This window comes from Chthonomonas sp. (assembly GCA_016788115.1).
GTDB lineage: Bacteria > Armatimonadota > Fimbriimonadia > Fimbriimonadales > Fimbriimonadaceae > UBA2391.
On the sequence record JAEURR010000008.1, the window covers coordinates 114,876 to 139,113 of the forward strand.

25 protein-coding genes and 1 tRNA gene are annotated in these 24,238 nt (G+C 59.3%); 15 read left to right on the forward strand and 11 right to left on the reverse strand.

Annotated features, from left to right (window positions below):
- The first annotated feature begins 76 nt into the window (after positions 1-76).
- The gene (locus JNM85_09965; protein ID MBL8088377.1) at positions 77-1,030 is read left to right on the forward strand and encodes a PEP-CTERM sorting domain-containing protein; all 954 of its coding nucleotides are present in this window, start codon (positions 77-79) and stop codon (positions 1,028-1,030) included.
- Positions 1,031-1,090: 60 nt separating this feature from the next.
- Here JNM85_09965 and JNM85_09970 read toward each other — a convergent pair whose 3' ends face one another.
- The 4 genes from JNM85_09970 to JNM85_09985 all read right to left on the reverse strand — a co-directional run bounded on the left by JNM85_09970 (position 1,091) and on the right by JNM85_09985 (position 3,995).
- Positions 1,091-1,609 carry a hypothetical protein gene (locus tag JNM85_09970; protein ID MBL8088378.1) on the reverse strand — a complete coding sequence of 173 codons (519 nt, stop codon included), beginning with the start codon at positions 1,607-1,609 and terminating at the stop codon, positions 1,091-1,093.
- Between the two features lie 78 nt (positions 1,610-1,687).
- Positions 1,688-2,542 carry a translation elongation factor Ts gene (gene tsf / locus JNM85_09975; protein ID MBL8088379.1) on the reverse strand — a complete coding sequence of 285 codons (855 nt, stop codon included), beginning with the start codon at positions 2,540-2,542 and terminating at the stop codon, positions 1,688-1,690.
- Positions 2,543-2,632: 90 nt separating this feature from the next.
- A complete protein-coding gene (gene rpsB / locus JNM85_09980; protein MBL8088380.1) occupies positions 2,633-3,442 on the reverse strand; it encodes a 30S ribosomal protein S2 in 810 nt (269 codons plus the stop codon).
- A gap of 133 nt (positions 3,443-3,575) precedes the next feature.
- Positions 3,576-3,995 (reverse strand): DinB family protein, encoded by a 420-nt coding sequence (locus tag JNM85_09985; GenBank protein ID MBL8088381.1) that lies wholly within the window; start codon positions 3,993-3,995, stop codon positions 3,576-3,578.
- Positions 3,996-4,028: 33 nt separating this feature from the next.
- Here JNM85_09985 and JNM85_09990 point away from each other — a divergent pair, with 33 nt between their 5' ends.
- Positions 4,029-4,754: a class I SAM-dependent methyltransferase gene (locus JNM85_09990; GenBank protein ID MBL8088382.1), complete on the forward strand. Its 726-nt coding sequence runs from the start codon at positions 4,029-4,031 to the stop codon at positions 4,752-4,754.
- Positions 4,721-5,341, forward strand: coding sequence for a leucyl/phenylalanyl-tRNA--protein transferase (locus JNM85_09995; protein ID MBL8088383.1), 621 nt, complete (start codon positions 4,721-4,723; stop codon positions 5,339-5,341). The genes JNM85_09990 and JNM85_09995 overlap by 34 nt, the downstream gene beginning before the upstream one ends.
- Here JNM85_09995 and sdhB read toward each other — a convergent pair.
- Together sdhB and JNM85_10005 are read right to left on the reverse strand one after the other, a co-directional pair.
- Positions 5,338-6,105, reverse strand: coding sequence for a succinate dehydrogenase iron-sulfur subunit (sdhB, locus tag JNM85_10000; protein MBL8088384.1), 768 nt, complete (start codon positions 6,103-6,105; stop codon positions 5,338-5,340). The two genes, JNM85_09995 and sdhB, sit on opposite strands and share 4 nt — an antisense overlap.
- A 124-nt stretch (positions 6,106-6,229) precedes the next feature.
- Positions 6,230-7,069 (reverse strand): prepilin-type N-terminal cleavage/methylation domain-containing protein, encoded by an 840-nt coding sequence (locus JNM85_10005; GenBank protein MBL8088385.1) that lies wholly within the window; start codon positions 7,067-7,069, stop codon positions 6,230-6,232.
- Positions 7,070-7,371: 302 nt separating this feature from the next.
- On the opposite strand from JNM85_10005, the gene JNM85_10010 reads away from it, so the two are divergent.
- From JNM85_10010 to JNM85_10035, 6 genes are read left to right on the forward strand one after another with little or no spacing between them, the layout of a single operon-like run.
- Positions 7,372-8,016 (forward strand): WecB/TagA/CpsF family glycosyltransferase, encoded by a 645-nt coding sequence (locus JNM85_10010; GenBank protein MBL8088386.1) that lies wholly within the window; start codon positions 7,372-7,374, stop codon positions 8,014-8,016.
- Complete coding sequence (locus tag JNM85_10015; GenBank protein ID MBL8088387.1) at positions 8,013-8,561, forward strand: cob(I)yrinic acid a,c-diamide adenosyltransferase; 549 nt, start codon at positions 8,013-8,015, stop codon at positions 8,559-8,561. The genes JNM85_10010 and JNM85_10015 overlap by 4 nt, the downstream gene beginning before the upstream one ends.
- Positions 8,558-9,307 carry a hypothetical protein gene (locus JNM85_10020; protein ID MBL8088388.1) on the forward strand — a complete coding sequence of 250 codons (750 nt, stop codon included), beginning with the start codon at positions 8,558-8,560 and terminating at the stop codon, positions 9,305-9,307. Before JNM85_10015 ends, JNM85_10020 begins: the two co-directional genes overlap by 4 nt.
- Positions 9,308-9,352: 45 nt before the next feature.
- Positions 9,353-9,598, forward strand: coding sequence for a FeoA domain-containing protein (locus tag JNM85_10025; protein MBL8088389.1), 246 nt, complete (start codon positions 9,353-9,355; stop codon positions 9,596-9,598).
- An 8-nt stretch (positions 9,599-9,606) separates the two neighbouring features.
- Positions 9,607-11,562, forward strand: a complete 1,956-nt coding sequence (locus tag JNM85_10030; GenBank protein ID MBL8088390.1) for a ferrous iron transporter B — start codon at positions 9,607-9,609, stop codon at positions 11,560-11,562.
- Between the two features lie 9 nt (positions 11,563-11,571).
- Positions 11,572-12,108 (forward strand): hypothetical protein, encoded by a 537-nt coding sequence (locus JNM85_10035; protein ID MBL8088391.1) that lies wholly within the window; start codon positions 11,572-11,574, stop codon positions 12,106-12,108.
- Here JNM85_10035 and JNM85_10040 read toward each other — a convergent pair.
- Positions 12,105-13,499, reverse strand: coding sequence for a glycosyltransferase family 4 protein (locus JNM85_10040; protein MBL8088392.1), 1,395 nt, complete (start codon positions 13,497-13,499; stop codon positions 12,105-12,107). The genes JNM85_10035 and JNM85_10040 overlap by 4 nt on opposite strands.
- Positions 13,500-13,559: 60 nt before the next feature.
- On the opposite strand from JNM85_10040, the gene JNM85_10045 reads away from it, so the two are divergent.
- Both JNM85_10045 and JNM85_10050 read left to right on the forward strand, forming a co-directional pair.
- Positions 13,560-15,494, forward strand: coding sequence for a glycoside hydrolase family 65 protein (locus JNM85_10045; GenBank protein ID MBL8088393.1), 1,935 nt, complete (start codon positions 13,560-13,562; stop codon positions 15,492-15,494).
- 9 nt (positions 15,495-15,503) lie between these two features.
- Positions 15,504-17,057 carry an alkaline phosphatase gene (locus tag JNM85_10050; protein ID MBL8088394.1) on the forward strand — a complete coding sequence of 518 codons (1,554 nt, stop codon included), beginning with the start codon at positions 15,504-15,506 and terminating at the stop codon, positions 17,055-17,057.
- Here JNM85_10050 and flhA read toward each other — a convergent pair.
- Both flhA and JNM85_10060 read right to left on the reverse strand, forming a co-directional pair.
- Entirely contained in the window at positions 17,054-19,141 is a 2,088-nt protein-coding gene (gene flhA, locus JNM85_10055; GenBank protein MBL8088395.1) for a flagellar biosynthesis protein FlhA, read from the reverse strand. The genes JNM85_10050 and flhA overlap by 4 nt on opposite strands.
- Positions 19,142-19,270: 129 nt before the next feature.
- Complete coding sequence (locus tag JNM85_10060; protein ID MBL8088396.1) at positions 19,271-20,473, reverse strand: DUF4623 domain-containing protein; 1,203 nt, start codon at positions 20,471-20,473, stop codon at positions 19,271-19,273.
- 192 nt (positions 20,474-20,665) lie between these two features.
- Here JNM85_10060 and JNM85_10065 point away from each other — a divergent pair, with 192 nt between their 5' ends.
- Genes JNM85_10065 through nuoI form a run of 3 tightly spaced genes read left to right on the forward strand, consistent with a single transcriptional unit; the run spans position 20,666 to position 22,094 of the window.
- Positions 20,666-20,983: a YHS domain-containing protein gene (locus JNM85_10065; protein MBL8088397.1), complete on the forward strand. Its 318-nt coding sequence runs from the start codon at positions 20,666-20,668 to the stop codon at positions 20,981-20,983.
- 26 nt (positions 20,984-21,009) lie between these two features.
- Positions 21,010-21,588, forward strand: a complete 579-nt coding sequence (locus JNM85_10070) for an NADH-quinone oxidoreductase subunit B (GenBank protein MBL8088398.1) — start codon at positions 21,010-21,012, stop codon at positions 21,586-21,588.
- Positions 21,585-22,094 carry an NADH-quinone oxidoreductase subunit NuoI gene (gene nuoI / locus JNM85_10075; protein ID MBL8088399.1) on the forward strand — a complete coding sequence of 170 codons (510 nt, stop codon included), beginning with the start codon at positions 21,585-21,587 and terminating at the stop codon, positions 22,092-22,094. Before JNM85_10070 ends, nuoI begins: the two co-directional genes overlap by 4 nt.
- Before the next feature lie 23 nt (positions 22,095-22,117).
- On the opposite strand, the gene JNM85_10080 is transcribed toward nuoI, so the two are convergent.
- Positions 22,118-22,202: transfer RNA gene (locus tag JNM85_10080), tRNA-Leu, on the reverse strand.
- Positions 22,203-22,238: 36 nt separating this feature from the next.
- On the opposite strand from JNM85_10080, the gene galE reads away from it, so the two are divergent.
- A complete protein-coding gene (gene galE, locus JNM85_10085) occupies positions 22,239-23,222 on the forward strand; it encodes a UDP-glucose 4-epimerase GalE (protein MBL8088400.1) in 984 nt (327 codons plus the stop codon).
- Between the two features lie 5 nt (positions 23,223-23,227).
- Here galE and JNM85_10090 read toward each other — a convergent pair whose 3' ends face one another.
- Positions 23,228-24,181 (reverse strand): hypothetical protein, encoded by a 954-nt coding sequence (locus JNM85_10090; GenBank protein ID MBL8088401.1) that lies wholly within the window; start codon positions 24,179-24,181, stop codon positions 23,228-23,230.
- Positions 24,182-24,238 lie beyond the last annotated feature (57 nt).

Sequence of the window (24,238 nt, forward strand, 5' to 3'; positions counted from 1 at the left end):
CTGGCAATTCATTCGTTGTTTCGCATAGAATGTAGTTCTATTGTTTTCGCCTGTTTAGGCAACGAAAGGAGCTACGATGAGAAAATTGTGCACTGCGGTCGCCGCGGGTCTTGCTGTTTTTGCAGCGGTTCCGGCCTCGGGGACGCTGTTCTATGATAGTTTTGACACTGACACATCGGCCAGTTGGACGGTGAACAAGGGTCCGAACCCGGCTAACAACTACGCCACTTTCGCGGTGAACTACGCACCGTATAACATTCCGTCTGCGCCTGGTTCGACCGGGGGCACGACTTCGGGGCTCATGCTTGAGTCCAACGTGGCCGGGGGTATCTTCAGCGGATTGAGCGCTTCTCCAACCGGTTTGAACATCACCGGTGACTTCATCATGACCGCCGATGTGTGGCTGAACTTTATCGGCCCAGGACCTGCAGGTGGAAGCGGCTCGACCCAGTTGGGTGGATTGGGCTTCGGCACGGCAGGTACCACGGCGCAGTGGGGAGGTGGTACCCAGGATAGTACGTACATGGCGGTTACCACCGATGGAAACTCGGCTTCGGACTATCGGCTCTATTCGCCAGGCGTAGGTGGGACGACCAGCTATGCGTCGGGCAATGCGGTGTATGCCGCTCCGGGCGGTGCGATCAACGAGTCAAATGCGTATTACACCGCTGCGTTCCCTTCAGTTTCGCTTCCTGGGACTCAGAACGGGTTCGGAACGCAAACAGGGTCGACTCGCGCAGGATCCTCGGGCTTCAAGTGGCGCAAGTGGACGGTCACTCGAACCGGCACGGTCCTCACCTACTGGATTGATAGCCTGAAGATTGCCACAATCAACCATTCGAGCTACACCATGGGCGGCTCAAACCTGGCGATCAGCTATTTCGACTCGAACTCCACGAGCTCGATCGCCGGGACTCCGCGGTTGAACTTCATGCTGGTCGACAACATTCGAGTGGTACCCGAGCCCGCGACGTTCGTCGCGATGGGTCTGGGTGTCGTTGCGCTCCTACGTCGCAAGCGCCGCAGCTAAAACTGCGCCCCGATCACTCCTGACTGGCCCCAGAAGTTTCTTCTGGGGTCAGTCTTGCTGTTACCGCTCTTTCTTCGAGCGCCCGTCATAGCCGCCCCACTTCATATCCTCGTCGAGATGCTTGTCGAGGTACTCATGCCAGGGGTCCGGCGTCGGCTTCTTGATGGCAGAGGGTTTCGGCTCGGAGACGGGCGCAAGCTTCGCTCTGAGCCCTTCCAAACTCGACAGCGGCCGGTGCTGCAGTTCTTTACTACCCATCGACTGCAGCTCCCGCTCGGCTAGGTGCCGCTCAATCCGATCCCGTAGGCGGCTGAAACCCGGCATCGGTGCACCCGTGGAGGTCAGCGCACCGAGTGGCACTGAGATGAGCCCACCGCTGGTGATCACGTAGGCACGTGTGCCATCCAGCGTGTACTCAGCTGCGCTCTTGTCGTTGCGACCGGGCTTGCTTGTGATTGGATAGACGAACGCCACATCAGCGAGCAAGTAAGCCACCACCACCGGGCGACGAGGTTTGTCGGAGAAATTGGCGAGCTCGGTGCCCTTTGTCTCTGCAATCGCGATGTCCCCGTGGTGCATGGGCTCATTGTACGACGCAACAAGAGAACGAGCCCGCTCTGCATGTCTAGAACGGGCTCGTATTGAGGCTGAGAACTCTTAGCCTTCCGCGCCGACTTGCAATCGGAGGAAGTTGACGACCTTGATGTCGCCGCCTGCCGCTTTGCTCTCTTCGGTGAGGTACTGGGAGACCGTCTTGGCCGCATCGGCGTAGAATGGCATCTCGAGGAGAACGACCTGCTGGAAGAACTCCTTGTTGACGCGGCCCTGCGCAATGTTCTTGGCGACGTTCTCGGGCTTGCCCTCTTCGATCGCGCGCTTGGTCTGCTCCTGAACCAACTGGTCAATGGTCTCGGCAGGAACCGAATCCTTGTTCACGTACTCAGCCGAAGGGAAGGCAACCGCCTGGATGGCGACCTTGCGCCCGACGTCGTGTCCGTTGGCGGGGGTGCCAGAGAGCTCCACGATGGCAGCCTTGGTGCCGTCGTGGTGAACGTACGTAGCATAACTGTTCGTGGTCGAGACCATCTGCAGCGCCTTGGAGATTCGGATGTTCTCTCGAATGACCGCGACGGCCCCTTCTATGATCTCGCCTACCGTCTTGTCGCCGTGCTTGATCGCATTGGGATCGCTGCCCGGATCGTTGTGCAGGAAGATCTCGGCAAGTTCATCGGCCAGGGAGATGAATCGATCGTTGGTGGCCACAAAGTCGGTTTCGCACTCAAGAACCACGGCACCGACGGCCTGGTGGTTACCGCTCTGCGAGATGGCGATTCGGCCTGCGCTCGTGGTGCGGCTGGCGCGCTTCACTGCGGCAGCCTTGCCCTTCTCGCGCAAGATCGCCTTAGCCTTTTCGTAGTCGCCGCCTGCTTCTTCCAGGGCGGCTTTGCACTCCATCATGGGTGCATCGGTTTCGTCTCGAAGTCGTTTTACGTCTGCTGCAGATACTGCCATGTTCTTGATTCTCCGGTCAGGTTGAGGGGGGGACAAAACTGCGGGTGCGCGGTCGGCTGTCGAACGCGCACCCAGATGTTTGAATGCGAGTTAGACTTCGCTGGTCGCTGCGACGTCGTCCGAGCCGAACGCGCGAAGCAGCTCTTCGTCGATGGGGATCGCCGAATCTTCGATCGGCTCTTCGCCTTCGGCGATGGTGCCTTCCACCAGCTGATCGCTCAGCGGGCGAGCTTCCAGGATGACGTCGCTAAACTTCTGCGTCACCAATCGGATCGAGCGGATCGCATCGTCGTTGCCAGGGATGACCACGTCGGCATCGTCCGGATTGCAGTTCGTGTCCACGATCGCGACGATGGGGATACCGAGCGTGCGCGCCTCGTGGACGGCAATCTGCTCCTTGTTGAGGTCAACGATGAACATGCAGCTCGGGACGCCGTTCAGTTCGCGAATCCCTTCCAGGTAACGGTTCAGCTTGTCGCGCTCTTCCATTCGCTTCAGCTGCTCCTTCTTGGGAAGTCGGTCGAGGTAGCCGTCTTCGACCATCCGATCTAGTTCCTTCAGCCGCGCGACGCGACCCTGGATGGTCTTCTGGTTAGTGAGCATGCCGCCGAGCCATCGCTCGCTGACCCAGTACTGACCGGATCGCTGAGCGGCTTCGCGGACGGCTGCTTGCGCCTGCTTCTTGGTACCTACGAAGAGCACGCTGCCACCGTCTTCGACGATCTTCTTCACGTAATCAAGCGCATCTTCGAAAAGCTTGATGGTTTGGTGAAGGTCGACGATGTAGATGCCGTTGCGCGCGCCGTAGATGTAGCGCTTCATTTTGGGGTTCCACTTGCGTGTGGGGTGTCCGAAGTGGACGCCTGCTTCAAGCAGTTCCTTCATGCTTAGTTGTGCCATGGTATGTCTGAATAGCTCCTTTGGGTTCTTCCTCCGGGTGATGTTTGGTCACACGCGCTTAAACAGCCCGAAGGCTGACCCGAAGCGCAACACACCCGTGCGTATTTTCGCGAAGAGCTATTTTACCCCAAGCTCAGTGCCGGTAGATTGAATATGGGTTGAACCCAGGGTCCAGCGCGATGCGGTGGGCACAGAGCTGGCCCACATGGTAGCCATCGTGCTGGAGGATGAAGCCGCAAGCCATCTCCTCAACCTTGGGATCGTCGCTGCCCTTGATCATTGCGACGGCCTCGTCCCTCTTGGCGCGCCAGCGATTCGCGATATCGGCCTTGACGTCGTCCGGCAGCGTGTAGGAACCCCACTCGTGGCTGCCACCCTGGGACATCACGATGCAGGCGTGATACACCTCGTAAAGATGCTCCATATGCTCGCGCGGAGACATCATCGAAGGAAGCGCTTTAGCATCGAGATCGGCTCCTGAAAGCCCGGCAAGGGACTGATCGAGTTGGTATCCTGAGTCGTCGACGGCGGCGAGGATCGCGGCGTTTGGCATGCCCGTGAGTTTACAGCGTGGCGAGGAATAAGTATGCAATCTGAGCACGATTCAAGCGGTTGGGTTTCGTCCGCCGACGCATGGGCCGATTTCGTGGAGCGGGATGTCAACCGCGTCGCACTCTTGGATCCCGTGATGCTCAGGCTCTGCGGGGATGTGCGCGGGAAGCGAACCCTTGACGTCGGTTGTGGTGAAGGGCGTTTTGCTCGCATGCTCGCGGCACAAGGCGCATTCGTCACCGGCATTGATCCGACCGTCCCGCTGATCGACTTGGCCGAGGAGCGGGGTGGTGGCCCCGAGTACGCCGCAATGCCAGCTGAATCGCTCGACTTTGCGGACAACTCATTCGATCTGGTCGTCAGCTATGTTGTCCTGGTGGACATCAATGACTACCGGCGCGCCCTCCAAGAATCGACTCGGGTGCTCGCCCCAGGGGGGCGCATGGTCGTGAGTAACCTGAACGGGTTTGTGACTTCGGTGGTCAGTCCGTGGCACAAGGACGAGGACGGCAATCGCCTGCACGTGGCCGTCGACCAGTACCACGACGCTCGTCCGGACCGGGTGGCTTGGGCAGGCATGGAGATCGTCAATTGGCACCGACCGCTATCCGACTACATGCAGGCATTCCTGGAGTGCGGGCTACGGCTCGATCACTTTGAAGAACCGCGGCCTACCCCCGAAGCCATGGCCACGCACCCCAAAGTTGCCTACAACGATCGGGTTCCTTGGTTCCACGCGATGGTGTGGTCGAAACGGTGAACCCAGAATCGCTGGACACGCACACGCTACGCCAGGCTTATGCCTTGGGAATCTTTCCCATGGGTGACGATTCGGGGGAGATCAGCTTCTATCAGCCCTTGGACCGAGCCTTGCTCCCGATCACCGGGCTCCACATTTCGCGGTCACTTCAGAAGTTCCTGCGCAAGCACGCGTACCGCGTTTCGTTCGATGAAGACTTCGAAGGGACGATGAGAAGCTGCATACGTCCCGTCGAGAACTGGATTACCGAGGAACTCATCCGGGTATACGTTGAGGCGCACCGCGAAGGGTGGGCGCACTCGTGCGAGGTTTGGGATGGTTCCGAACTCGTGGGTGGCACGTACGGTGTGGCGATCGGCGAGATATTCTCGGCGGAATCCATGTTTCATCGTCGGACAAACGCTAGCAAACTGGCGCTCCATTCGATGGTCACACGTTGCAGGGAAGTAGGGTTCAAGTTCTTCGACGCTCAGGTCATGAATCCCCACTTGAAATCACTCGGTGCCTACGAGATTTCGCAAGCGGTGTACGAATACCACTTGCGTCGCGGATTGAACCAGAGGACGATCTGGGATCTTCGGGCCTAGACGATGCCCATCCACCGCTTGACCTTGTGAACGGTCGTGTCGCGGTTGATCTGCGCGATGGCAGTCGTCAGAGGGACCCCCTTCGGGCACACCTTCACGCAGTTCTGCGCATTTCCGCAGTTCGTGATCCCCTCTGCGCTGGTCATCACCTCTAGGCGCTCGTTCTGGAGCGAGACTCCGACGGGATGAAGATTGAACAGCAGAGCCTGGCCGACTGCGGCGGGGCCAATGAACTCGGTCTTTTCACTCACCTGCGGGCACGCCTCCATGCAGCAGCCGCACGTCATGCAGCGACTGAGCGCGTACCGAAACTGTCGGACGTGGTCGTCTTGGGGTTGGGCCATTCCGAGGTCGTACGAACCATCGATCGGGACCCAGGCTTTGACCTTCTTCAGGTTCTCAAACATCTCGCCGCGATCTACTGAGAGGTCGCGGACGAGGGGAAACTTCTTCATCGGCTCAAGGGTGAGCTCAAGCACGTCGCCATGGACCTCGGCGCAATCATCCACTAGCGCGGAACAGGCCTGGCGGATGTCGCCGTTCACGTACATGGTGCACGAGCCGCAGACTTCTTCCAGACACGCTGCATCCCACACGGGTGGGGCAACCTCCTGGCGGTCGACGGTGACCGGATTCTTCCGAATCTCCATGAGCGCAGAGATTACGTTCATGCTCTCCCGATAGTCGATCTCGAACGTGTCGAAATGCGACGATTGGCCGCCATGTGTCTGGCGATGCACCCTGATTCGGACGGTCTTCGGCATAAGTCTCTCCTGATTCTAACCCAATTCTCGGCGGTGCGTCTGCGTTGGAAGATGGGGTGGGCAAAAAGAGAAGCCAGTCGAGCTAAACTCGACCGGCTTCTTTGACTTGCGGTGGAGGGACAGGTCAGTCGACCGGTTCGCCAACGAGGTCGGGGATACCGTTCAGGTCGAACGGAAGGTTGTAGCAGTTGACTTCGGGCGTACCGGTGGCTGCCAGGTTCGGACCCTTGCCAGTGATGTTCGCCGTGGCTTGCTTCGTATTAACGTGACCGTCGGCATAGCTGATGACGATCGAGTCGCTGTGTCGAGGCGCACCCGCGAAATTGTAGCGGTTGAACGGCACTGGCGGCTTGAGATAAGCGAGCAGTGTCGGCACATTGTTGACGCGCGTTGCGAACTGGGCACCGTACTTGGCGCGGTACTTGTTATCCACGTTGGCGTTGGTGTAGTCCGCGCTGTAGAACATGACTGTGTCAACCGGGAACGGGATAGAGCTTGCGCTGCGAACGCCGTCAGCCGAACCAACCGTTGGCGGGATGCCCGGATCTTCGAACAGTGCGAAGTTGAAAGCAACGCCAGCGGCGGTCAGCTTCTGAGGCGAGCTGTAGGGGCCGCCTGGGGCCTTCGTGGTCAAAATGTCTGCCCAGTTGATCGCCTTGGGATCTGCCGGATCGAGGAAGATATCCTTGTTCTTGGTGTACGGCATGATCACGTCATAGGCTGAGTACACAAGCTTGGGGGTCGAGACCGTGTCGAAGTACGCCGACTGAGGGTACGTATCGTCGTTGTCGTCGGTGTACATGACCACAGCCAGCGAGTTCTGCTTGAGGTTGCTGACGGCGGCGGTCTTCTTCGCAGCAGCCTTCGCCTGGGCGAAAACTGGGAAGAGGATAGCGGCGAGAATGGCGATGATCGCGATGACCACCAACAGTTCGATAAGAGTAAAGGCCTTTGAATGGCGCATTCGGTTCTCCTGTGAGCGAATTGGATACATTATCTGAGAGCCCTGGCACCGAGTCAAAGTTCGTGCCATATCTGCTTCAGTCTTGCTAGGCGTGTGATGATAGCTCATATGAAACAACGATGTCACTACTTGGTGCATCCGAGAACATGGGACGCCGCATCGGCTGAGTTGTTCCGTCCAGGTAGAATTCGCGTGTGTCGCAGGTTCAAACAGCCGTGAAAAATGCCCACCCCACCGCAGAATTGCTAGGGTTTTCGGTTAGTCTGCTTGACATGGATCAAACCTTAGAGTTTTTTCAAGATTTGATTTCACAGCGGGAGCCGAACCTGATCATGACCCTGGATGCGACCGCGCTCGTCCTCGCCCAAGAGCTCCCCGGATTCGCCGACATCATCCGCAGAGCCACGCTGCGGACCGCCGATGGCGCGGGCGTGAAATGGGCGCTCCGACGCAAAGGACACACCGTCACGCGCGTGAGCGGCGTTGACTTGGTGGAGCGCATGACCGAACTGAGCGCGCAAAGAGGGTATCGGCTCTATTTCATCGGCGCAGAGCCCGGTGTGACAGACCTCGCAGCCGAGCGGCTTCGCTTGAAGTATCCAGGATGCAACATCGTCGGTACGCACCACGGGTATTTCCCTGCGGACAGCGACCCAGTGGTCGCGGCGGACATCGCCAAGTTAAAGCCGGATGTCGTCTTTGCCGCCATGGGGATGCCACGCCAAGAGCAGTTCATCCTGAACACGATGCAGGCCATCGGTGCTCCGATCATGATGGGCGTCGGTGGCTCTTTCGATGTGTTCAGCGGTAAGACGAAGCGAGCCCCCAAGTTGATGCAGGCGCTTCACTTAGAGTGGCTTTGGCGTCTCATGCTGAACCCGACCAAGATTGCCAAGGTCAAGAAGCTGCCGAAATTCGCACTAATGGTCCTACGGGAGGGGCGGTGAAGATTTACACGAAGAGCGGTGACGCGGGCGAGACCGGTCTGTACGGTCCTCAGAGGGTCCCCAAGACGGATCCTCGGATCCAGGCGGTCGGCCACCTTGACGAGCTTAACAGCCATCTGGGAGTGTGCGTAGGTCAGTGCCGAGATGCAGACGTGCTACGGATCCTGAAGGTGTGCCAGAGTGCGCTCTTCGACATTGGCGCGGAGATCGCGAGCGTGGACCAGAACATCGAAGCGATTCATCCCGCCCACATTGACCTGCTTGAGCACTCCATGGACCAGTGCACAGCCGGACTCCCTGAGCTGCGGACCTTTATCCTTCCGGGCGGATCACCGGGTGCTACCGCGCTGCACGTGGCGCGCACCGTCTGCCGTCGCGCAGAGCGCGAATTGTGGCGACTTCATGAAACTCACCCAGTTCGATCGCAAACCTTCATCTTCTTAAATCGTCTATCTGATTGGATCTTTACGGCCGCCAGGTGGGAAAATCACTGCACGGGCTGCCCCGACATCGAGTGGCAGGCATTCTCAAAGGAAACTCTATGACTTCAGCGTTGCTCTGTTTGACTCTCGCGTTCCAAGTTACCAGCCCCGCGGACGACGCGACTCGTGCTTCGGGCCCCTCCGCAGCGGAGGTCGTCTCGAAGATGTTCAACCGGTACTTCGAGAGCAAGTCGACGGTCGCGACGATCCAGTTCGTGCAGTCGGTGTCCAACATCGCAGTTCAGACCGACACTGTGCTGCAGTTTGACGCGCCATCGAAGGTGTACATCCGCCAGGTCCGCCGATCGCTAACGTCGCCTGCGGAGAGCCTGGTGACCAGCAATGGCACCCACTTCAGCTACAACCCTCCCGAAGTCGCCTTCCAAGCGAAGGGACAAGAGCGGCTGATCGAGAGCGTGGTGCAACAAGGAAAGGCCTTGGGCGTGCGCGAGATCTACAGCGCCTCTTCGGCGAGCCTGATCGATCGCAGCGTTCCGATGGACATCATTTTTGGCCGGCTGGAGGATCTGAAGTACATGCGCTTGCAGTGGGCGTCGGTTGGATTCACCAGGTCCCCCAACCAAGATGGCGACTATGCCATAGGTGGTGACTGGCGAGAGTACGGGGCAGCGCCGGTAGCAGGGAAGTACGAGTTGGTGATCGGCAAGGATTATGAAATCAAGCGCTACTCGGTTCGCGAAACGCTTGGCTTTGAGAACCAGGTGGCAGGCGAGGTCGTCTCGACGTGGAATGTCGTGAGCAAAACGAACTCGGCCGGGGATGCGAAGCTTTACACCTTAGTTCGGTAGTCCAGCCAATACTGTACTTCTGAGTGTAGAATGGAGTTACTGCAAATGACGAAGCCGACCACAAAAATCGCAAGCCTCAAGAAGGGAGCCAAGGCGCGCGTGGTCGAGAATTGCGCGAAGTGCGAGATGTCGTGCCGTCTGCAGGAAATGGGGCTCGTCAAGGGCACGGTCTTCCAGGTTATCAAGGTCGCTCCGCTCGGCGATCCTCTTGAGATCTCGTTCCGAAATCAGCGGTTGTGCGTACGCAAGGGCGAGTGCGGCGATATCGTCGTGGAGCTCATCGAGGACTAAGGCGCAACTTGCCCACCAAGACCCACATCCCGCGCGTTGCTCTCGTCGGCAACCCGAACGCCGGAAAGACCTCACTCTTTAACGCCATCACCGGCGGATCGCAGAAGGTCGGCAACTACCCAGGCGTCACAGTGGAGCGAGTGACGGGAACCGTGTCGCTCGGTAATTTTCGCCAAGTAGAGTTCGTCGATATCCCCGGTCTTTATTCGATCGTGGCCGTATCCGAGGACGAGAGGGTCGCAGTCGAAGCGCTTGGCACCGATTCACCCGATGCTCCGGACATGCTCGTAGTCGTGATGGATGTCACGAACCTGGAGCGCAGTCTCTACCTCTACTCTCAGCTTGCAGACTTGGGCTGGCCCACCGTGATCGCGGTCACCATGACCGACACGGCGGCCCGCCATGGTCAGCTCGTCGATCTTGAGGCGCTTGAGACTGCCACCGGGGTGCCGGTGGTGGCAGTGGTCGCGCACCGCAACACGGGTCTCGATCAACTGTCTGAGGCCATCGAAGACATGCTCATGCGCCCCGTCGTGTGCGAACCCATCGGGCGCGCTCAAGGCTCGGTCGTCGAACTCTCCACGGAGGAACGGTATGAGTGGTCGTCGGGCGTCCGTGCAGCCGTCGTCACGGAGCCCTCGAGGCGCAGGGTCTCCAACACAGAACGGATCGATATGATCCTAACTCATCGTGTTTTTGGACTCGTCATCTTCGTGGGACTGATGTACGTGATGTTCCAGTCGATCTACACCTTCGCGAGCCCCATCATGGATGGGATCGGTTGGGTGTTCGCTCAGCTTGGCCGCATCGCCGGGGCCCCGCTGCAAGGGATACCGTGGTTGCAGTCGCTCGTGGTCGATGGGATCATCGCTGGTGTTGGAGCGGTTCTAGGCTTCCTACCTCAGATTCTCATCTTGTTTTTCTTCATTGCTGCGCTCGAAGGGACTGGCTATATGGCTCGAGCTGCGTTTTTGATGGACAAGCTGCTCGGTTGGTGCGGACTCAACGGTCGCGCATTCATCCCGCTCCTAAGCAGCTTCGCCTGTGCCATCCCGGGGATCATGGCCGCCCGAGTGATGCCCGACAGCCGTAGTCGCCTCGCGACGATTCTCGTTGCGCCGCTCATGAGCTGCTCAGCTCGACTCCCGGTGTATGTCGTGCTTATCGGAGCATTTATCGAGCCGCACTTTGGCCCCGCATGGGCGGGCTTTGCCTTGTTTGCGATGCACTTCGTCGGACTCTTGGTCGCAATACCGGTGATCTTTATCCTTAACCGGCGGATCCTTCGCGGCAAGCGGTTGCCCTTCATCATGGAGTTGCCTCGGTATCAATGGCCGAAGTGGCGCGACGTGGGGGTGACGATGGTCCAGCGGGGGCGATCGTTTGTCGAGACCGCTGGCAAGATCATCGTCGTCATGTCGGTGCTGATTTGGGCGCTACTGTACTTTCCCCGTGACGCTTCGGCCGAGAAGCGCTACGCGCAAGAGTTTCGGTCGATGCCGGTGGCGATGCAGAGGGATATGACCGAGGCGAACTTTGTCCAGGAGCGGATGACCGAGAACAGCTTCCTCGGCCAATTTGGCAGGTTCATCGAACCGGTCTTCAAGCCCGCCGGATTCGACTGGCGTATCTCGACCGCAATCCTTTGCGCGTTCCCTGCCCGCGAGGTTGTGGTGAGTTCGATGGGGATTCTCTTTAGTCTGGGAAGCGATGCAGAAGATCACGATCTCCAATCCGCGCTCAAGGCCGCGCGCTGGCCCGATGGACGGCCGCTCTTCACGCCATGGACTGCGGTCGGGCTTATGTTCTTCTTTGCGCTGTGTTGCCAATGCATGGCGACGCTTGCGACCGTGCGCCGCGAGACGAACTCCTGGCGCTGGCCCGCCTTCATGTTTGTCTACATGACGGGTCTCGCGTACCTGTCCGCCGTGGCGATTCATCGCATCGCACTGGCGATTGGGTAACGTGGCGGCATGAAGCACCTTGCGAGCGCTCTTCTGTCCTGCGCGGTCGTGGCCGCTCATGCTCTTCCGGTCGTTGACCAGACTCCGCTGAAAGGCACTCGGCTTCGCCTAGGCTGGCATACCGGGCAAAGCTTCAATTCCAACGGCCAGCGGATTCGCCTCGAAGGGCCGTCTGTCGGGGCCGATATCCCCATTTTCAACCTGCCGATGGGAACTGCCCAGATCTCCCTGTCGCCGAGTTTGATCTTCGGCGGCGGACTCAGGAAGGGCAAAGACTCCGACGGAACGCTTTACCGTCTCATGGTCACTGGCAGGTTCGGCGTGCCGACCAGCAACCTTTACGGAGTCGTTGGGGCGGGTATCAGCGGCGGGCAGCCGCGAGGAACCACGAAGTTTGCGAAGAAGACCCGGTTTGGAACCCAGTTAGGCGTAGGGATGAACCTGAACATGGGCATGGGAGTAACGCAGCCTTTCGCCGAGCTGAGCCTTCACATGCACGACACGGTCAACCGAGGGTTCTTGTTAGAAGTCGGATTCCGATTCTAGTCGTCGTCGGTCGCGCCGGTCTCTTCCTTCAGAATCTCGTCGACCTTCACCGCGGCTTGCGGTGCCACAACGTTGGTTGTGCGGGCCGGTCGGCTGGCGAATGCACCTGTGAGAGCTTTCTCAGTGACGTTGAGTCGTTCTGCGCGCTCGTTCGCGCCTGGCGACACAGGCCATAGCGTGTTGTCCATCCAGTAGCTTCCTGTGAACTCGCTCCACACGCGCTCGTAGACTTCCAGAGTCTGCTTCGCAATGTGCGCCCAATCGAAGTCGGTCGTCAATCGCTTTTTCGCGGAGACCTTCATCTCCTTGCTGAGCGCCGGGTTGCGTAGTACGTGAAGAATTCCCCATGCCAAGCTTTCCGGGCTACCCGCATAAGTCGTCGTGCCCGTCACGCCGTGCTGTACGACTTCGCGCAATCCGCCGGCATCGCTTGTGACGACGGCGGCACCAGCGGCCATCCCTTCGAGGGCGACGATACCAAATGGCTCATACAGCGAAGGGAAGACGGCCACATCCGCGCATCGGAACATCTGGTGGAGCGACCGATTCGCCATGAAGCCCGTGAACAGTACCTTCTCTTCGAGGCCGTACCATCGCACAAACTTCTCGAACGTCTCGCGGTAGCCGCCGCCGACGATGACGAACTTGGTCTGAGGTTCCTGAGCGATTACTGCGCTGGCCGCGTTGAGGAGTACGTGGATCCCCTTCTCGCGGACGAATCGTCCGACGTACATGACGATCTTCTCGTTCGGTAGGGCGATCTTGCTGCGCCACTCTGCTCGCTCCTTCTCGGACCACTCGAACTCGAACTTGTCCGCGTTGACGCCGTTGTAGATGACGTCCACTTTGTCGGTTGGGGTGTTGAAGTGCTTGTTGACTTCGGTGCGCATGTACTCCGAGCAGACGACCACCCGCCAAGCTTCGTAGGTCAGCCAGTACTCCTGCTCGTGGATGTACCGCTGAAGGTCGTTGTGAATCCCGTTGTTCCGGCCCGCCTCCGTAGCATGGACTGTCGCGACGATCGGGAGCTGATACTCGTACTTGAGTTCGCGCGCGGAGTCCAGTGAGAGCCAGTCGTGGGCATGAAAGATAGTGGGTTGACCGCCCGGGCGCCAGTCCTCCAGGAGTTTGCGGACTCGCAGGTCTGTCGCCTTGTTCAGCAATTGAATTTCGTGAATGAAGTTGTCGGGTTCCCGCTCCAAATGGACACGGTGTACGATCACACCGCTAGGCTCAACTTCTTCATCCGGGGCATTTGGGGTCGCTTTCGTGACCACGTGCACTTCGACCCCAAGCCGAGCGAGCTGCTGACTGAGGTCGAAGACATGAGGACTGATTCCGCCAACGATGCGCGGCGGGTACTCCCAGGAAAGCATCACCACTCGAATCATGTATTTGGGGAGTCTACCGGAACCATCGGACGGGTCGGAACCCGTAGGATAAACTGAACTATGCGATTCCTGAGAGTGGTGCTGGCGCTCATTGTTCTGGGTGGGATCGCAATTGGCTTCTTCACGGTGGTCCGTTCACGAAACCCCGTCGCCAGCCTCCCCGATCCGACGCGTCCCGAGCCTTGGTCAGTGAAAACACTCGATCCGAGAGGAAAGGACGCTGTTTTCCTCACCAATGGTCAAGTTGGCGTTCTCGTGGGGCGCACCGGATTCGCGTTTGACTTGGCGGGTGGCCCGCTCCCGTCGTTCGCGATGGATGCGTACGAATTAGAAGGCGAGGAACGCATTCGCGCTCTTCGCTCTCCCTTGGCGGTCGACGTCACGATTGATGGAATCAAGCTTGCCGGGGACGTCTTGCACAGCTACGCGCAAGAGCAGAGCTTTCGCACGGGACGATTGGAGACCGATTACTGGATTTACCGAGATCGTAAGCGCGTCCGAGTCGAGGTGCTCCAGGCGGTAGATCCGTCCCGGCCGTGCCTGGTCACCGAACTGAAGTTCTCGTCCGGGCAGCCGGTGACGATCCAGCTAGCGCCAGCAGAGAGCGCTCGCTGGACGACGAAATTCTTAGAATCAGAAGCCTGGAAGCAGGATGGGTCAACTTGGGGCATCGAGTTGCAACCCAACGTATCGGCTTCGCTGAAGATTATCAGCGCATACGGTCAGCCCCCGGCAGAACAGCCGGGAATGCCCGATTGGACGAACGCGTTCGCGAGCGACATCGAGGTCGAGGGAAGTGTCGAGGACCAGCAGGCAATCCGTTCGATGCTCTTTGCGCTCAGGTCTTCGGTGCCGAGCACTCCTAGCGAAGTACGGGTTAGTCCGATGATGCTGAGCAACGAGGTCTACAACGGCCATGTTTTCTGGGATGCAGATGCTTGGGTTTTCCCCGCACTGGCACTCCTTGAGCCAGATCGGGCGCGCAAGATTCCCGAGTACAGGCTGAAGCATGCTGCCCAGGCTGCCGACAACGCAAAGACCGCCGCGCAGCGAGACCCGACGATCCCGTTTGGTGAGCCCGAGCGGCTTGCAAGTGCGATGATGTTCCCGTGGGAAAGCAGTGTGTCGGGGCGCGAGACCGTTCCTGGGCCTAGCAAGTACCAGCACCACATCACCGGAACTGTCGCCTTCTGGATGCAGCGCGCAGCCGATCTTGGCCTCGTACCCCAAAGCGAGGCTGACCGCATCGGACGCGGGGCGGCGCAGTTCTGGCTCGCCCGCATGAAGAAGCGGCCGGATGGCTTCTACGGCATCGAGTACGTCATGTCCCCCGACGAGAACCATACGGGTGATAACGACTTGTACACGAACTTGTTGGCCCAGTGGACGATCGATCGGTACGCGCCGGGACATGGTCGCACCGTGTACATGCCCAAGGACGCAGTCTCGTTCTTGAATTACGATGGCGATGCGCTGCGGAAGTACAAGCAGTCCGCGGGCATGCTGGCCCTCTATCCCCTACAGTCTCCAGAGGTCGAGCTGCAGGCGATGAAGATGTTCGAGCGGTTCGGCGACAAGACCTCTCGAAATGGTCCCGCGATGAGCGATAGCGTCCATGCGCTGATCGCCGCCCGGCTTGGCTTGAGCCGGACAGCTTACGGTCTCTGGCGCAAGAGCTGGTTCGATTTCACGCGTGGCGGGATGCTTCAGTTCAGCGAGAAGCGGGTATTGCGGCGGACCTATTTTCTGACCGGCGCAGGCGGTTCAATCCAGACCGTACTTTACGGCTTTGCAGGCATTCGCATAGACCCGAAGAAGGACGAGCTGGCACGCGCATCGCTCCCGCTCAAGAACGGGATGTGGCTGAACATCAAGCCGCAGCTCCCGCGCGAATGGCAGTCGCTGAAGATCAAGGGGCTCGCCGTGCTCGACAGGCGCTACGATGTTGCGATTCGAGCAAACAAGGTCACAATAGCTCCCGCCGCTGGCGAGTAAAGTAGGGTCATGGAGCTCACTCGAAGATCGCTTCTCGGCGCTGGACTCGCAGGCATCGGCCTTTCGGCTCTGGGTATTCCTGCTCTCGTCACCGCCAAGCCCACATCGTCGCGAAAGCGCCCGACGAACATCATCTTCTGTGTGTCCGACGGCATGCCCATTTCCGTGCCGACCATCGCCGACGTGTATCAGCAGCGCGTGCTTGGTAAGAAGGGCTACTGGATGTCGCTAATCGAGGATCCCGAAGTAGTGACGGGGGTACAGGATACGCACAGCCTTAGCTCGGTCGTGACGGATTCTGCGGCTGCCGCTGCGGCGTGGGGATCGGGCGTCTACCACTGGAACGGACAGATCAACATGCTCGCCGACAAGCGGCCACTAGAACCCATAGGTCGCCTGATGAAGAAGGCTGGCATGAGAGTTGGGCTAGTTACGACGACGACGATCACGCACGCCACGCCGTCTGGGTTCTCGGTCTCGATCTTCGACCGAGAATGGCAAGATCAGATCGCCGCGCAGCATCTCGATATTGGATTGGACGTCCTCATGGGGGGTGGGAACTTATTCTTCGCCGCGGACAAGCGGACCGACAAGCGCGACCTCTACGCCGAGTTCGCAGCGAAGGGGTACACGGTCCTGCGCGATCGACGGTCGCTGATGGATACGACCGGTCAGAAGCTCCTCGGTATCTTTACGGACTCGCACCTCCCGTTCACGGTAGATCGAGACAATGACGCCATGCTTCGCATGAAGACGCCTACATTGGCGGAGATGACAAGGAAGGCGCTCGCCGCGCTGGACGGAAGTTCCGAAGGGTTCTTGCTCCAAGTCGAAGGAGGCCGAGTTGATCATGGCAACCACGCCAACGATCTCCCCGCCGCCATCTTCGATCAGATTGCGTTCGAAGAGGCGCTGAAAGTCGTCATGGACTTCGCCCGTGAAGACGGCGAGACGCTCGTGGTCATCACCGCTGACCACGCCTGTGGCGGGCTCGCGTTGAACGGCGCGGGATACGAGTACTTCGATGCCACTGCGGGCCTTGAGACGCTCGCCGGGATGAAGTCAAGCTACGCTCCGCTGCTGGTTTCGCTCGGATTGCAGCCGACTCCCGCGAAGGTCCGTGATGTGGTCGAGGACAAGCTCGGTCTCAAGTTGAGCAGTGAAGAGGCGCAAGCGTTCCGGGATACGCTCGACGGCAAGTCTCCGTTCAAGCTCGCTTCGCTGTACAGCTCGACGACCAGCTCGGTGGCGCTGCTGCTTGGCAACCACTCGAAGGTGAATTTCACGAGCGGGAACCACACGAACGATCATGTGCTTCTGAGCGCGTTCGGCCCGGGCTGCGAGCACTTCCATGGTCTGACGAAGAACGTTGAGGTCTACTCGATCTTGACCGGGTTACGTGGAATCGCCCACAACAACCCGAGCCTGGACTTTGAGTCTTCCAAGAAGCTCATGCAGACGACCGCGGTGCTCGATCCCTCTCACGGATGCTGCGACGAAGAGTGTCCGTTCGAGGTTTATGCCCGCGGGGACCTGGAAGCGCTGGCCGCGATGGTCGGTTAGGCGGCCAATGCCTTGACTGCACCGATGATCTCGACGTCTGCCCGTGCCGCGACCTCATTGTAGGCGAGGACGGAAAGCGTTGGCAGGTAACGGGAGACCACGCGTGAGAGCGGGAGTCGCAGGTTCGTGTTGCAAAGCAGCACGGGGTTCATCCCTTGGGCGACGGCGCGATCGGACTCCTCGCGGAGCTGGTCGAGGACCCGTTGTTGTTCCACTGGATCGAGCGCGAGGACCGCGCCCATACTTGTCTGCTGCAAGGCTTCTTGGAGAGCGCGTTCCAGCGCGGGCTCCAGGGTTAGACAGTAAAGTCTGTTGTCTTGGTCGATGACCTGACGCGTGATGGTCCGGTTGATGGCCGCGCGGACCAGTTCGCCGAGTTGATCGGGATCCTTGACGCGGCTTGCAAAATCGGCAAGGGTTTCGAGGATGGTCACCATGTCGCGGACAGGAACCCGCTCGCGGAGCAGATGCTGTAGGACTTTCTGCACATCGCCGACGGTCATCTGGCTGGGGATGAGTTCCTCGACGACCGCGGCGTTATGTGCCTTTGCGTTCTCGACCAAATTCATCACGTCCTGGCGACTGAGCAATTCGGCGGCGTGGCTTTTCACAACTTCGCTGAGGTGAGTGGCCATCATTGCGGTCGGTTCGACGACGGTATACCCCTCTATTTCTGCTTGATCACGCAGCCCGGCATCGATCCAAAGCGCATCAAGGCCGAATACTGGCTCTTGGCAAGGCTGTCCGATGAGCGCGACTCCGCCAGATCCAATGGCCAGCAGACGATCGGGGTCGATGGTGGCCCGGGCGATCTCTTCGCCGCGCACCTTGATGACGTATTCGTTCGCACTCAGTGCGACACTATCGCGAATGCGGACGCTGGGCATCACGAAGCCAAGTTCGGTTGCCACTTGGCGGCGAGTTGCCGTCACTCGGTCAGGCAGGTCGCCTCCCGATTTCGGATCGGCCAGGCGCGTAATGCCGTATCCAACTTCAAATTCGAGCGCATCGACACCGAGCAGGGGCATGATGGTCTCCGGCGCGCCGGGGTTACCAGCGACCGCGGCCGCGGCAGCCAACTGTCGGGCGGTCTGCGGTTCCTCTTTTGGAGCAAGCTGCTTCGTGATCGCCGCACCGTGCTGATTGGCCAGTCGGCTCAGGGCGAGAAGTCCGCCGCCTGCACCAAGGAATATGAATGCGGGGAAGCCGGGGATGAAGGCAAATGTGCACAGCGTGAAGCCCGCCGCCATGAGCGCGCGAGGCTGCCCGAGCAACTGGCTCAGCAACTCGCTACCCATATGCCGCTCTTGACCGGCGCGGGTGACCAGCAGACCGCTTGCGGTCGAGATGAGCAGAGCGGGGATTTGCGAGACGAGACCTTCGCCTACCGACAGCAGCGCGTACGTCTGCAGAATGGTCAGAGCGTCGCCTTCGCCGCGCATGAATCCGACCACGAAGCCGCCGATGATGTTGACGATGATGATGAGGACGCTGGCGATGGCGTCGCCCTTGACAAACTTACTCGCGCCGTCCATCGCACCGTAGAAATCGGCTTCGCGCTTGACTGCCTTGCGGCGTTCCTTCGCCTCGACTTCATCGATCAGACCGGCAGCGAGGTCGGCGTCGATCGCCATCTGCTTACCGGGCATGGCGTCCAAGGTAAATCGAGCAGTGACTTCGCTCACGCGTCCGGCACCATTCGTGATGACGATGAACTGAACGATCATGAGGATACAGAACGCGACAAACCCAACGAAGAAGTCGCCTCCCATAACCAGGTTGCCAAAGGTTTCGATGACGTGCCCCGCTTCACCTGTTCCCAGGATCAGTTTGGTAGCGGCAAAGCTGAGCGCAAGTCGCTGGAGCGTTGTCAGTAGCAGCATCGAAGGGAAGACGCTGAACTTCAGCGGGTCGTCTACGTTCACCGAAGCGAGCAGAATGATGACGGCAGCGGCCATCGAGACAACCAACCCGAGGTCAAGCACCCAATGGGGCAGGGGGATGATCAGCATGGCGATCATCAGCATGAGCGCTGCGCCAAGCATCAAGTCGGTCTGACGTAAGATCCGGTTGAGCAACTGCATAAGTCAAAGGCCCATGTGGGGCTATTCGGAATCATTGGTACTTATACGGGTTCGCTCAGGGTCAAATGAACGAAAAGCGCCCCTGCTCCGAAGTGCAGGGGCGCTAGACGATGGTCAGGTCGAGGGCGGTTAGGCCTTCTTGCGGCGTCGGGCGACGAGCGCCAGTGCGCCGAGGCCCATGGTAATCCAAGTGCCGGGCTCAGGTACGACGTGAACGTTGAACGCCTGGACACCGTTGTTGGTGGTCAGTGCGTACAGGGTCAGGTCATAACCCTGGGCGGCCGGAGTGACCGCGCCCCACTTGACTTCCCCGGACTGGTTAAGGTTGCCGTTGATCACGGTTCCAAGAGGTACCGCACGAGCCGACACGACCGTACCGAGGGAAGCAGGATTCGATGCGTCGAAGATGCGGACGACCATCGCGCCATCGTTGACTGCGGCCGTGCTACCCGAGAACAGGTCGATCGAAGCCAGGAGCTTGCAGTTGCCGACTTGGATGTAGTCGACTGCGCGCTGGTTGCCCGTCATACCGGTGGAAACGACCTGGTTGGCGCTGTTCGTGGTAAGGTCAATCGAGCTCGCGAAGCGGAAACCCTGATCGCCAATACCGACTAACGAGTTGGGGGTCACGAAGGTGTTGCCCAGCCGGAAGCCGAGGTCGCCGGGCAAGGCTGGCGAGAACGTGTTGATGCTGTTGACGTTTAGTCCGCCCGCACCATTGTCGGTGAAGATCGCGAAGCCGCGCTCGCCAGTCTGTGCTGCGACCGACGAGTTCGCGTATCCCGCGACGAGGCGCGTGTTTGCGCCCGTACCGATCAGGTCAAGCGTGTCGCCAAGTCGGAATCCATTGCCAGCAAGAAGGACAGGATCCGGAACAAGGCCGTTATAGACGACCGTCGGAGCGGAACCCGGCGATGTCCACTTGTAGATCTTGTACGTGGACGTCCCAGCGTTATTCGTTGTCAAATTTGAGGCGTATGTGGTGCCGTCTGCCGCGATGGCGACCTTGCTGAACCCAAACGTACCGCCGCTGACGCCGGTCATGTCGTAGTTCCCCTCGTAGGCGCCCGTGATCGCGTTGTGAATCTTCAGGGCTGCGGTGCCAGCTGCCGATCGGTCAGCAATGACGACCTTATTGGTGGCGGCGTTGTAGGCCATGCCACGGATTCGGTCGCCGGTTGGGTTTGCAGTGTAGCCGTGCTCACTATTCTCAAGCCAGCCGTTTGCAAGACCGCCCGCACCGAACGTAGCCATCGGGTTGAACGAGGTAACCGGGCTCGCGTTGGCAGCAACCGCCACCGCGACCAAGCCAAAAATGCTCAGTTTTCGCATATTAATTCTCCTTTCTTCCATAACAACGTGTGCAGCAAAAAAGACACTGACAACATCGTCATTGATCTATCGCAAGATTAGGACCAGTTTGTGACGCCGAATCAGAGAACTTGCGTACGTCAGGTAATCGTGCGAGTCGGAATGCATCAAATGGCGTCCGAATCCCGTATAGTCATTCAACCTCGAGGCACTATGATTAAAAAACTTCTCGCTCTTTCCGTTCTCTGCGCTTGCTCGCTCGCTTTCACTGGGTGTGGCAACAAAGGCACTGACACCGCTTCTAGCTCGACCACGACCGAAGTGAAGACGCCAGGTGCAACCGGAGCTGTAGAGCCCGTGGCGTACACGAACGCCGAAGGGAAGCTGCTCTGCCCCGTGATGGGTACCGTGGTCGAGAGCCCGGAGAAGGCCGTTGGTCACCAGGACTACGAAGGGAAGCGCTACTACTTCTGCTGTGGCGGCTGCCCGGAGAAGTTCAAGGCCGACCCTGCCAAGTACGCCAAGAAGTAAAGGCTGGGAGTACACTAGCCCAAGTCATGCCGAAGCGAATCGAGACGGTCGTTCTTCACGATAGCGCGACACCCGTTCTTGGAGACATCCAGAAGGGCGGGAGTGTCATCGTCACCAGCCTTGACACGCTGGTCAGCCAGGCTAGGGCGCATGCGCTCTGGCCGCTTACCTTCGGTTTGGCGTGCTGCGCCATCGAAATGATGTGCACAGTGGCCTCACGATTCGACTTGGCCCGATTCGGGTCGGAAGCATTCCGAGCCACCCCGCGCCAGGCCGACGTCATGATCATCGCCGGTCGGTTGAGCAAGAAGATGGCGCCGGTGCTCCGACAGATCTACGACCAGATGCCCGAACCCAAGTGGGTGATCAGCATGGGGGCGTGCGCCTCCTCGGGCGGGGTCTACAACAACTATGCAATCGTACAGGGGGCCGACCAAGTCGTTCCCGTCGATGTGTACGTCCCGGGTTGCCCGCCATCGCCCGACGCCCTCATCTATGCGGTTTTGAAGCTGCAGCAGAAGATCAAGGGCCAGAAGCCGCGGTCTCTCAAGGAGCTTCGACTCATCGAAGTCAACCCGCGTACGCTGGACGAGGTGCGGGCATGAGCGTTTCACTTCTGCGCGACGTCGTCAAGCCGATTGCCACCGGATTTGGGATCACCTTCAAGCGGCTCAAAAAGGACAAAGTCACGGTTCAGTACCCGGACGAGTTGCGCGAGCAATACCCGCGGACCCGCTGGCGACACTATCTGACGCGCTACGACAGTGGCCTGGAGCGGTGTATCGGCTGTTCGCTGTGTGCCGGTGCCTGCCCGGCGCGATGCATCTACGTTGAGGCAGCGGAGAACACAGAAGCCGAGCGCTACTCACCCGGCGAGCGTTACGCCACCCGCTACGAGATCAACATGCTCCGATGCATCTTCTGTGGGTATTGCCAGGACGCTTGCCCAACGGGTGCGATCGTCCTGCGCAAGGATTTTGAGCTGGCAAACTACAAGCGTGAGCAGTTCATCTTCACGAAGGACATGCTACTTGAGGAGTATCCAGATCAGAACCTGGAGGCTTATCGCTCCAAGATTTCAGGCGCAGAAGCGGCGATTTATCGCGGTTAAGACGACTTTCGCTTGAATGTTTGTGGTGCGCAAGGTGGGACTCGAACCCACACCCCTCGCGGGACTGGAACCTAAATCCAGCGCGTCTACCAATTTCGCCACTCGCGCACGTCCCCGTAGGATACCAGGTAGCCTCCCTGATCGATGATTCTGGTACTGGGTGGCGCTGGCTATATCGGGTCCCACATGGCGAAGGCCCTGCGCGAGGCAGGTGAGCCGCACTTGATCTTTGATAACTTCTCCAGCGGTCATTTGGCGGCGGTGAAGGGCTCGAAGTGGCTGCGCGGTGACTTGCGAAATCCTGAGGACCTGCGCAAGGTCCTGTCGTTGTACGACATTGACGTCGTCATGCACTTTGCCGCGAGCATCTCGGTGGGTGAGAGCGTCCGCATGCCCGCCGAGTACTGGCAGAACAACTTCGTGGGGGTCCTCAACCTCTTGGATGCAATGCGTTATGCGGCAGTTCACAAGCTTGTCTTCAGCTCGACCGCCGCGGTTTTTGGGGAGCCCCAAGAGATCCCCATCGCGGAAGACCATCCGCACGCACCGACCTCGCCGTACGGCGACTCCAAGCATGCAGTGGAGCTCGCACTCCGAGCCTATGGCGAAGCGTACGGGATGCGGAGCGTCGCACTCCGGTACTTCAACGCGGCCGGTGCCGACCCAGACGGAGTGCTCGGTGAGGATCATCGCCCCGAGTCTCACCTTATCCCCGCTGCGTTTCTGAGCGCGATGGGCAAAACAGCCCCAATGCAGATCTTTGGGACCGACTATCCCACGCGGGATGGCACCTGCGTGCGCGACTACGTGCACATCATGGACTTGGCGCAGGCACACCTGCTCGCGGTACACCACTTGCGCGCAGGGGGAGACTCGCGCGAGTACAACCTCGGCAACGGCGAAGGGTTCAGCGTGCGCGAAGTGCTTGAAACCACTGAGAGAGTGACCGGGATGAATGTGCCGCGCACTGATGGGCCGAGGCGCGACGGGGACCCGGCTACGCTCGTCGCGAGCTCTGCCCGGATCCGGGAAGAGTGGGGCTGGAAGCCCGCCTACCCGGATCTTGAAACCATCGTGCGTCACGCCTGGGATTGGCGCAAAGCGAATCCGGACGGCTACACCGACTAACCGGACTACTTCAGCGGGTCCTGGTCGGCATTGTAGTCGGGCCGGAGCAGCTTGCCACTGCGGCGGAATTTCTTTTTGAGTGCGATTTCGACCTCCGCCCACTGATCGGCGGCTACCTTCCGGGTGGATCCATCTACGAATGCTACGATCCGGGACCCATCCGGCCAAGCCCTCGATTCGTAGATCGCGGGGATGCTTGTTGGATCGTCGATGTCGGTCATAGAGACACCCGCCAGGTTCATGTTGAAGATTGGGCGCCCCCCATTCGGGTTCAAGGATTTGAACAACTCGGAATTCTTGACGTACGGGAAGATGGATCCGCGAAAACTCGCCTGCGTTTGGAAGTAAGGGATGATATCCTCTGAATCTGAGGAAAGCAGGATGATTGCTATGCCCAATTGCTTGTAGTTCGATAGCTGCATCGTCGCGCTTGCAACTGCGGTGGGCTCGTGTAGCGCGCCGCCTTGAATCTTCTGAAGCAGCGCTTCCAGGGTCATGGCCGGATTCGGGGAGATGCTTGAGATGGTCTGACTGTTGATGAGGTACATGCGCCAGCTTGCGGTGGAGAAATCAGGTTTATTCGCATCGACCATGCCGCCGGTTTGTTTGCCGATGGCCAGGCGATAGGTCACTACGTAGGTCACTCCGTTGATCTCGACCTCGTCCCCAGCCGTCCAAGCGGTGCTCAGCATGGTGAGGCGCATCATCGGCTCGTCTTCCTCGGTTCCAATGGCGGTGCCAAATGCTCCCGCGAACCCGGAAATCAGTGATTCAAGGATGCCGGTCCCTTCACCTTGCTTAATTTCTACCGCCTTCATCTTGGTCGGCAGCTCACGGAGCGTGTAGGTAAGCGGGTAGACCTTGCCTTCGAGAACTTCGGCTATCGTTGCCTTCGGCGCGGCCATCGCGCCTGCCGTGAAGACCAGCAGGCAGAGTAGTGAAATGAGCGATCTTTTCATCGGATGTTGTCTCCCGTGCTCCATCTTACTGGCTAGGTAAAATTCCCATGCAAGGAG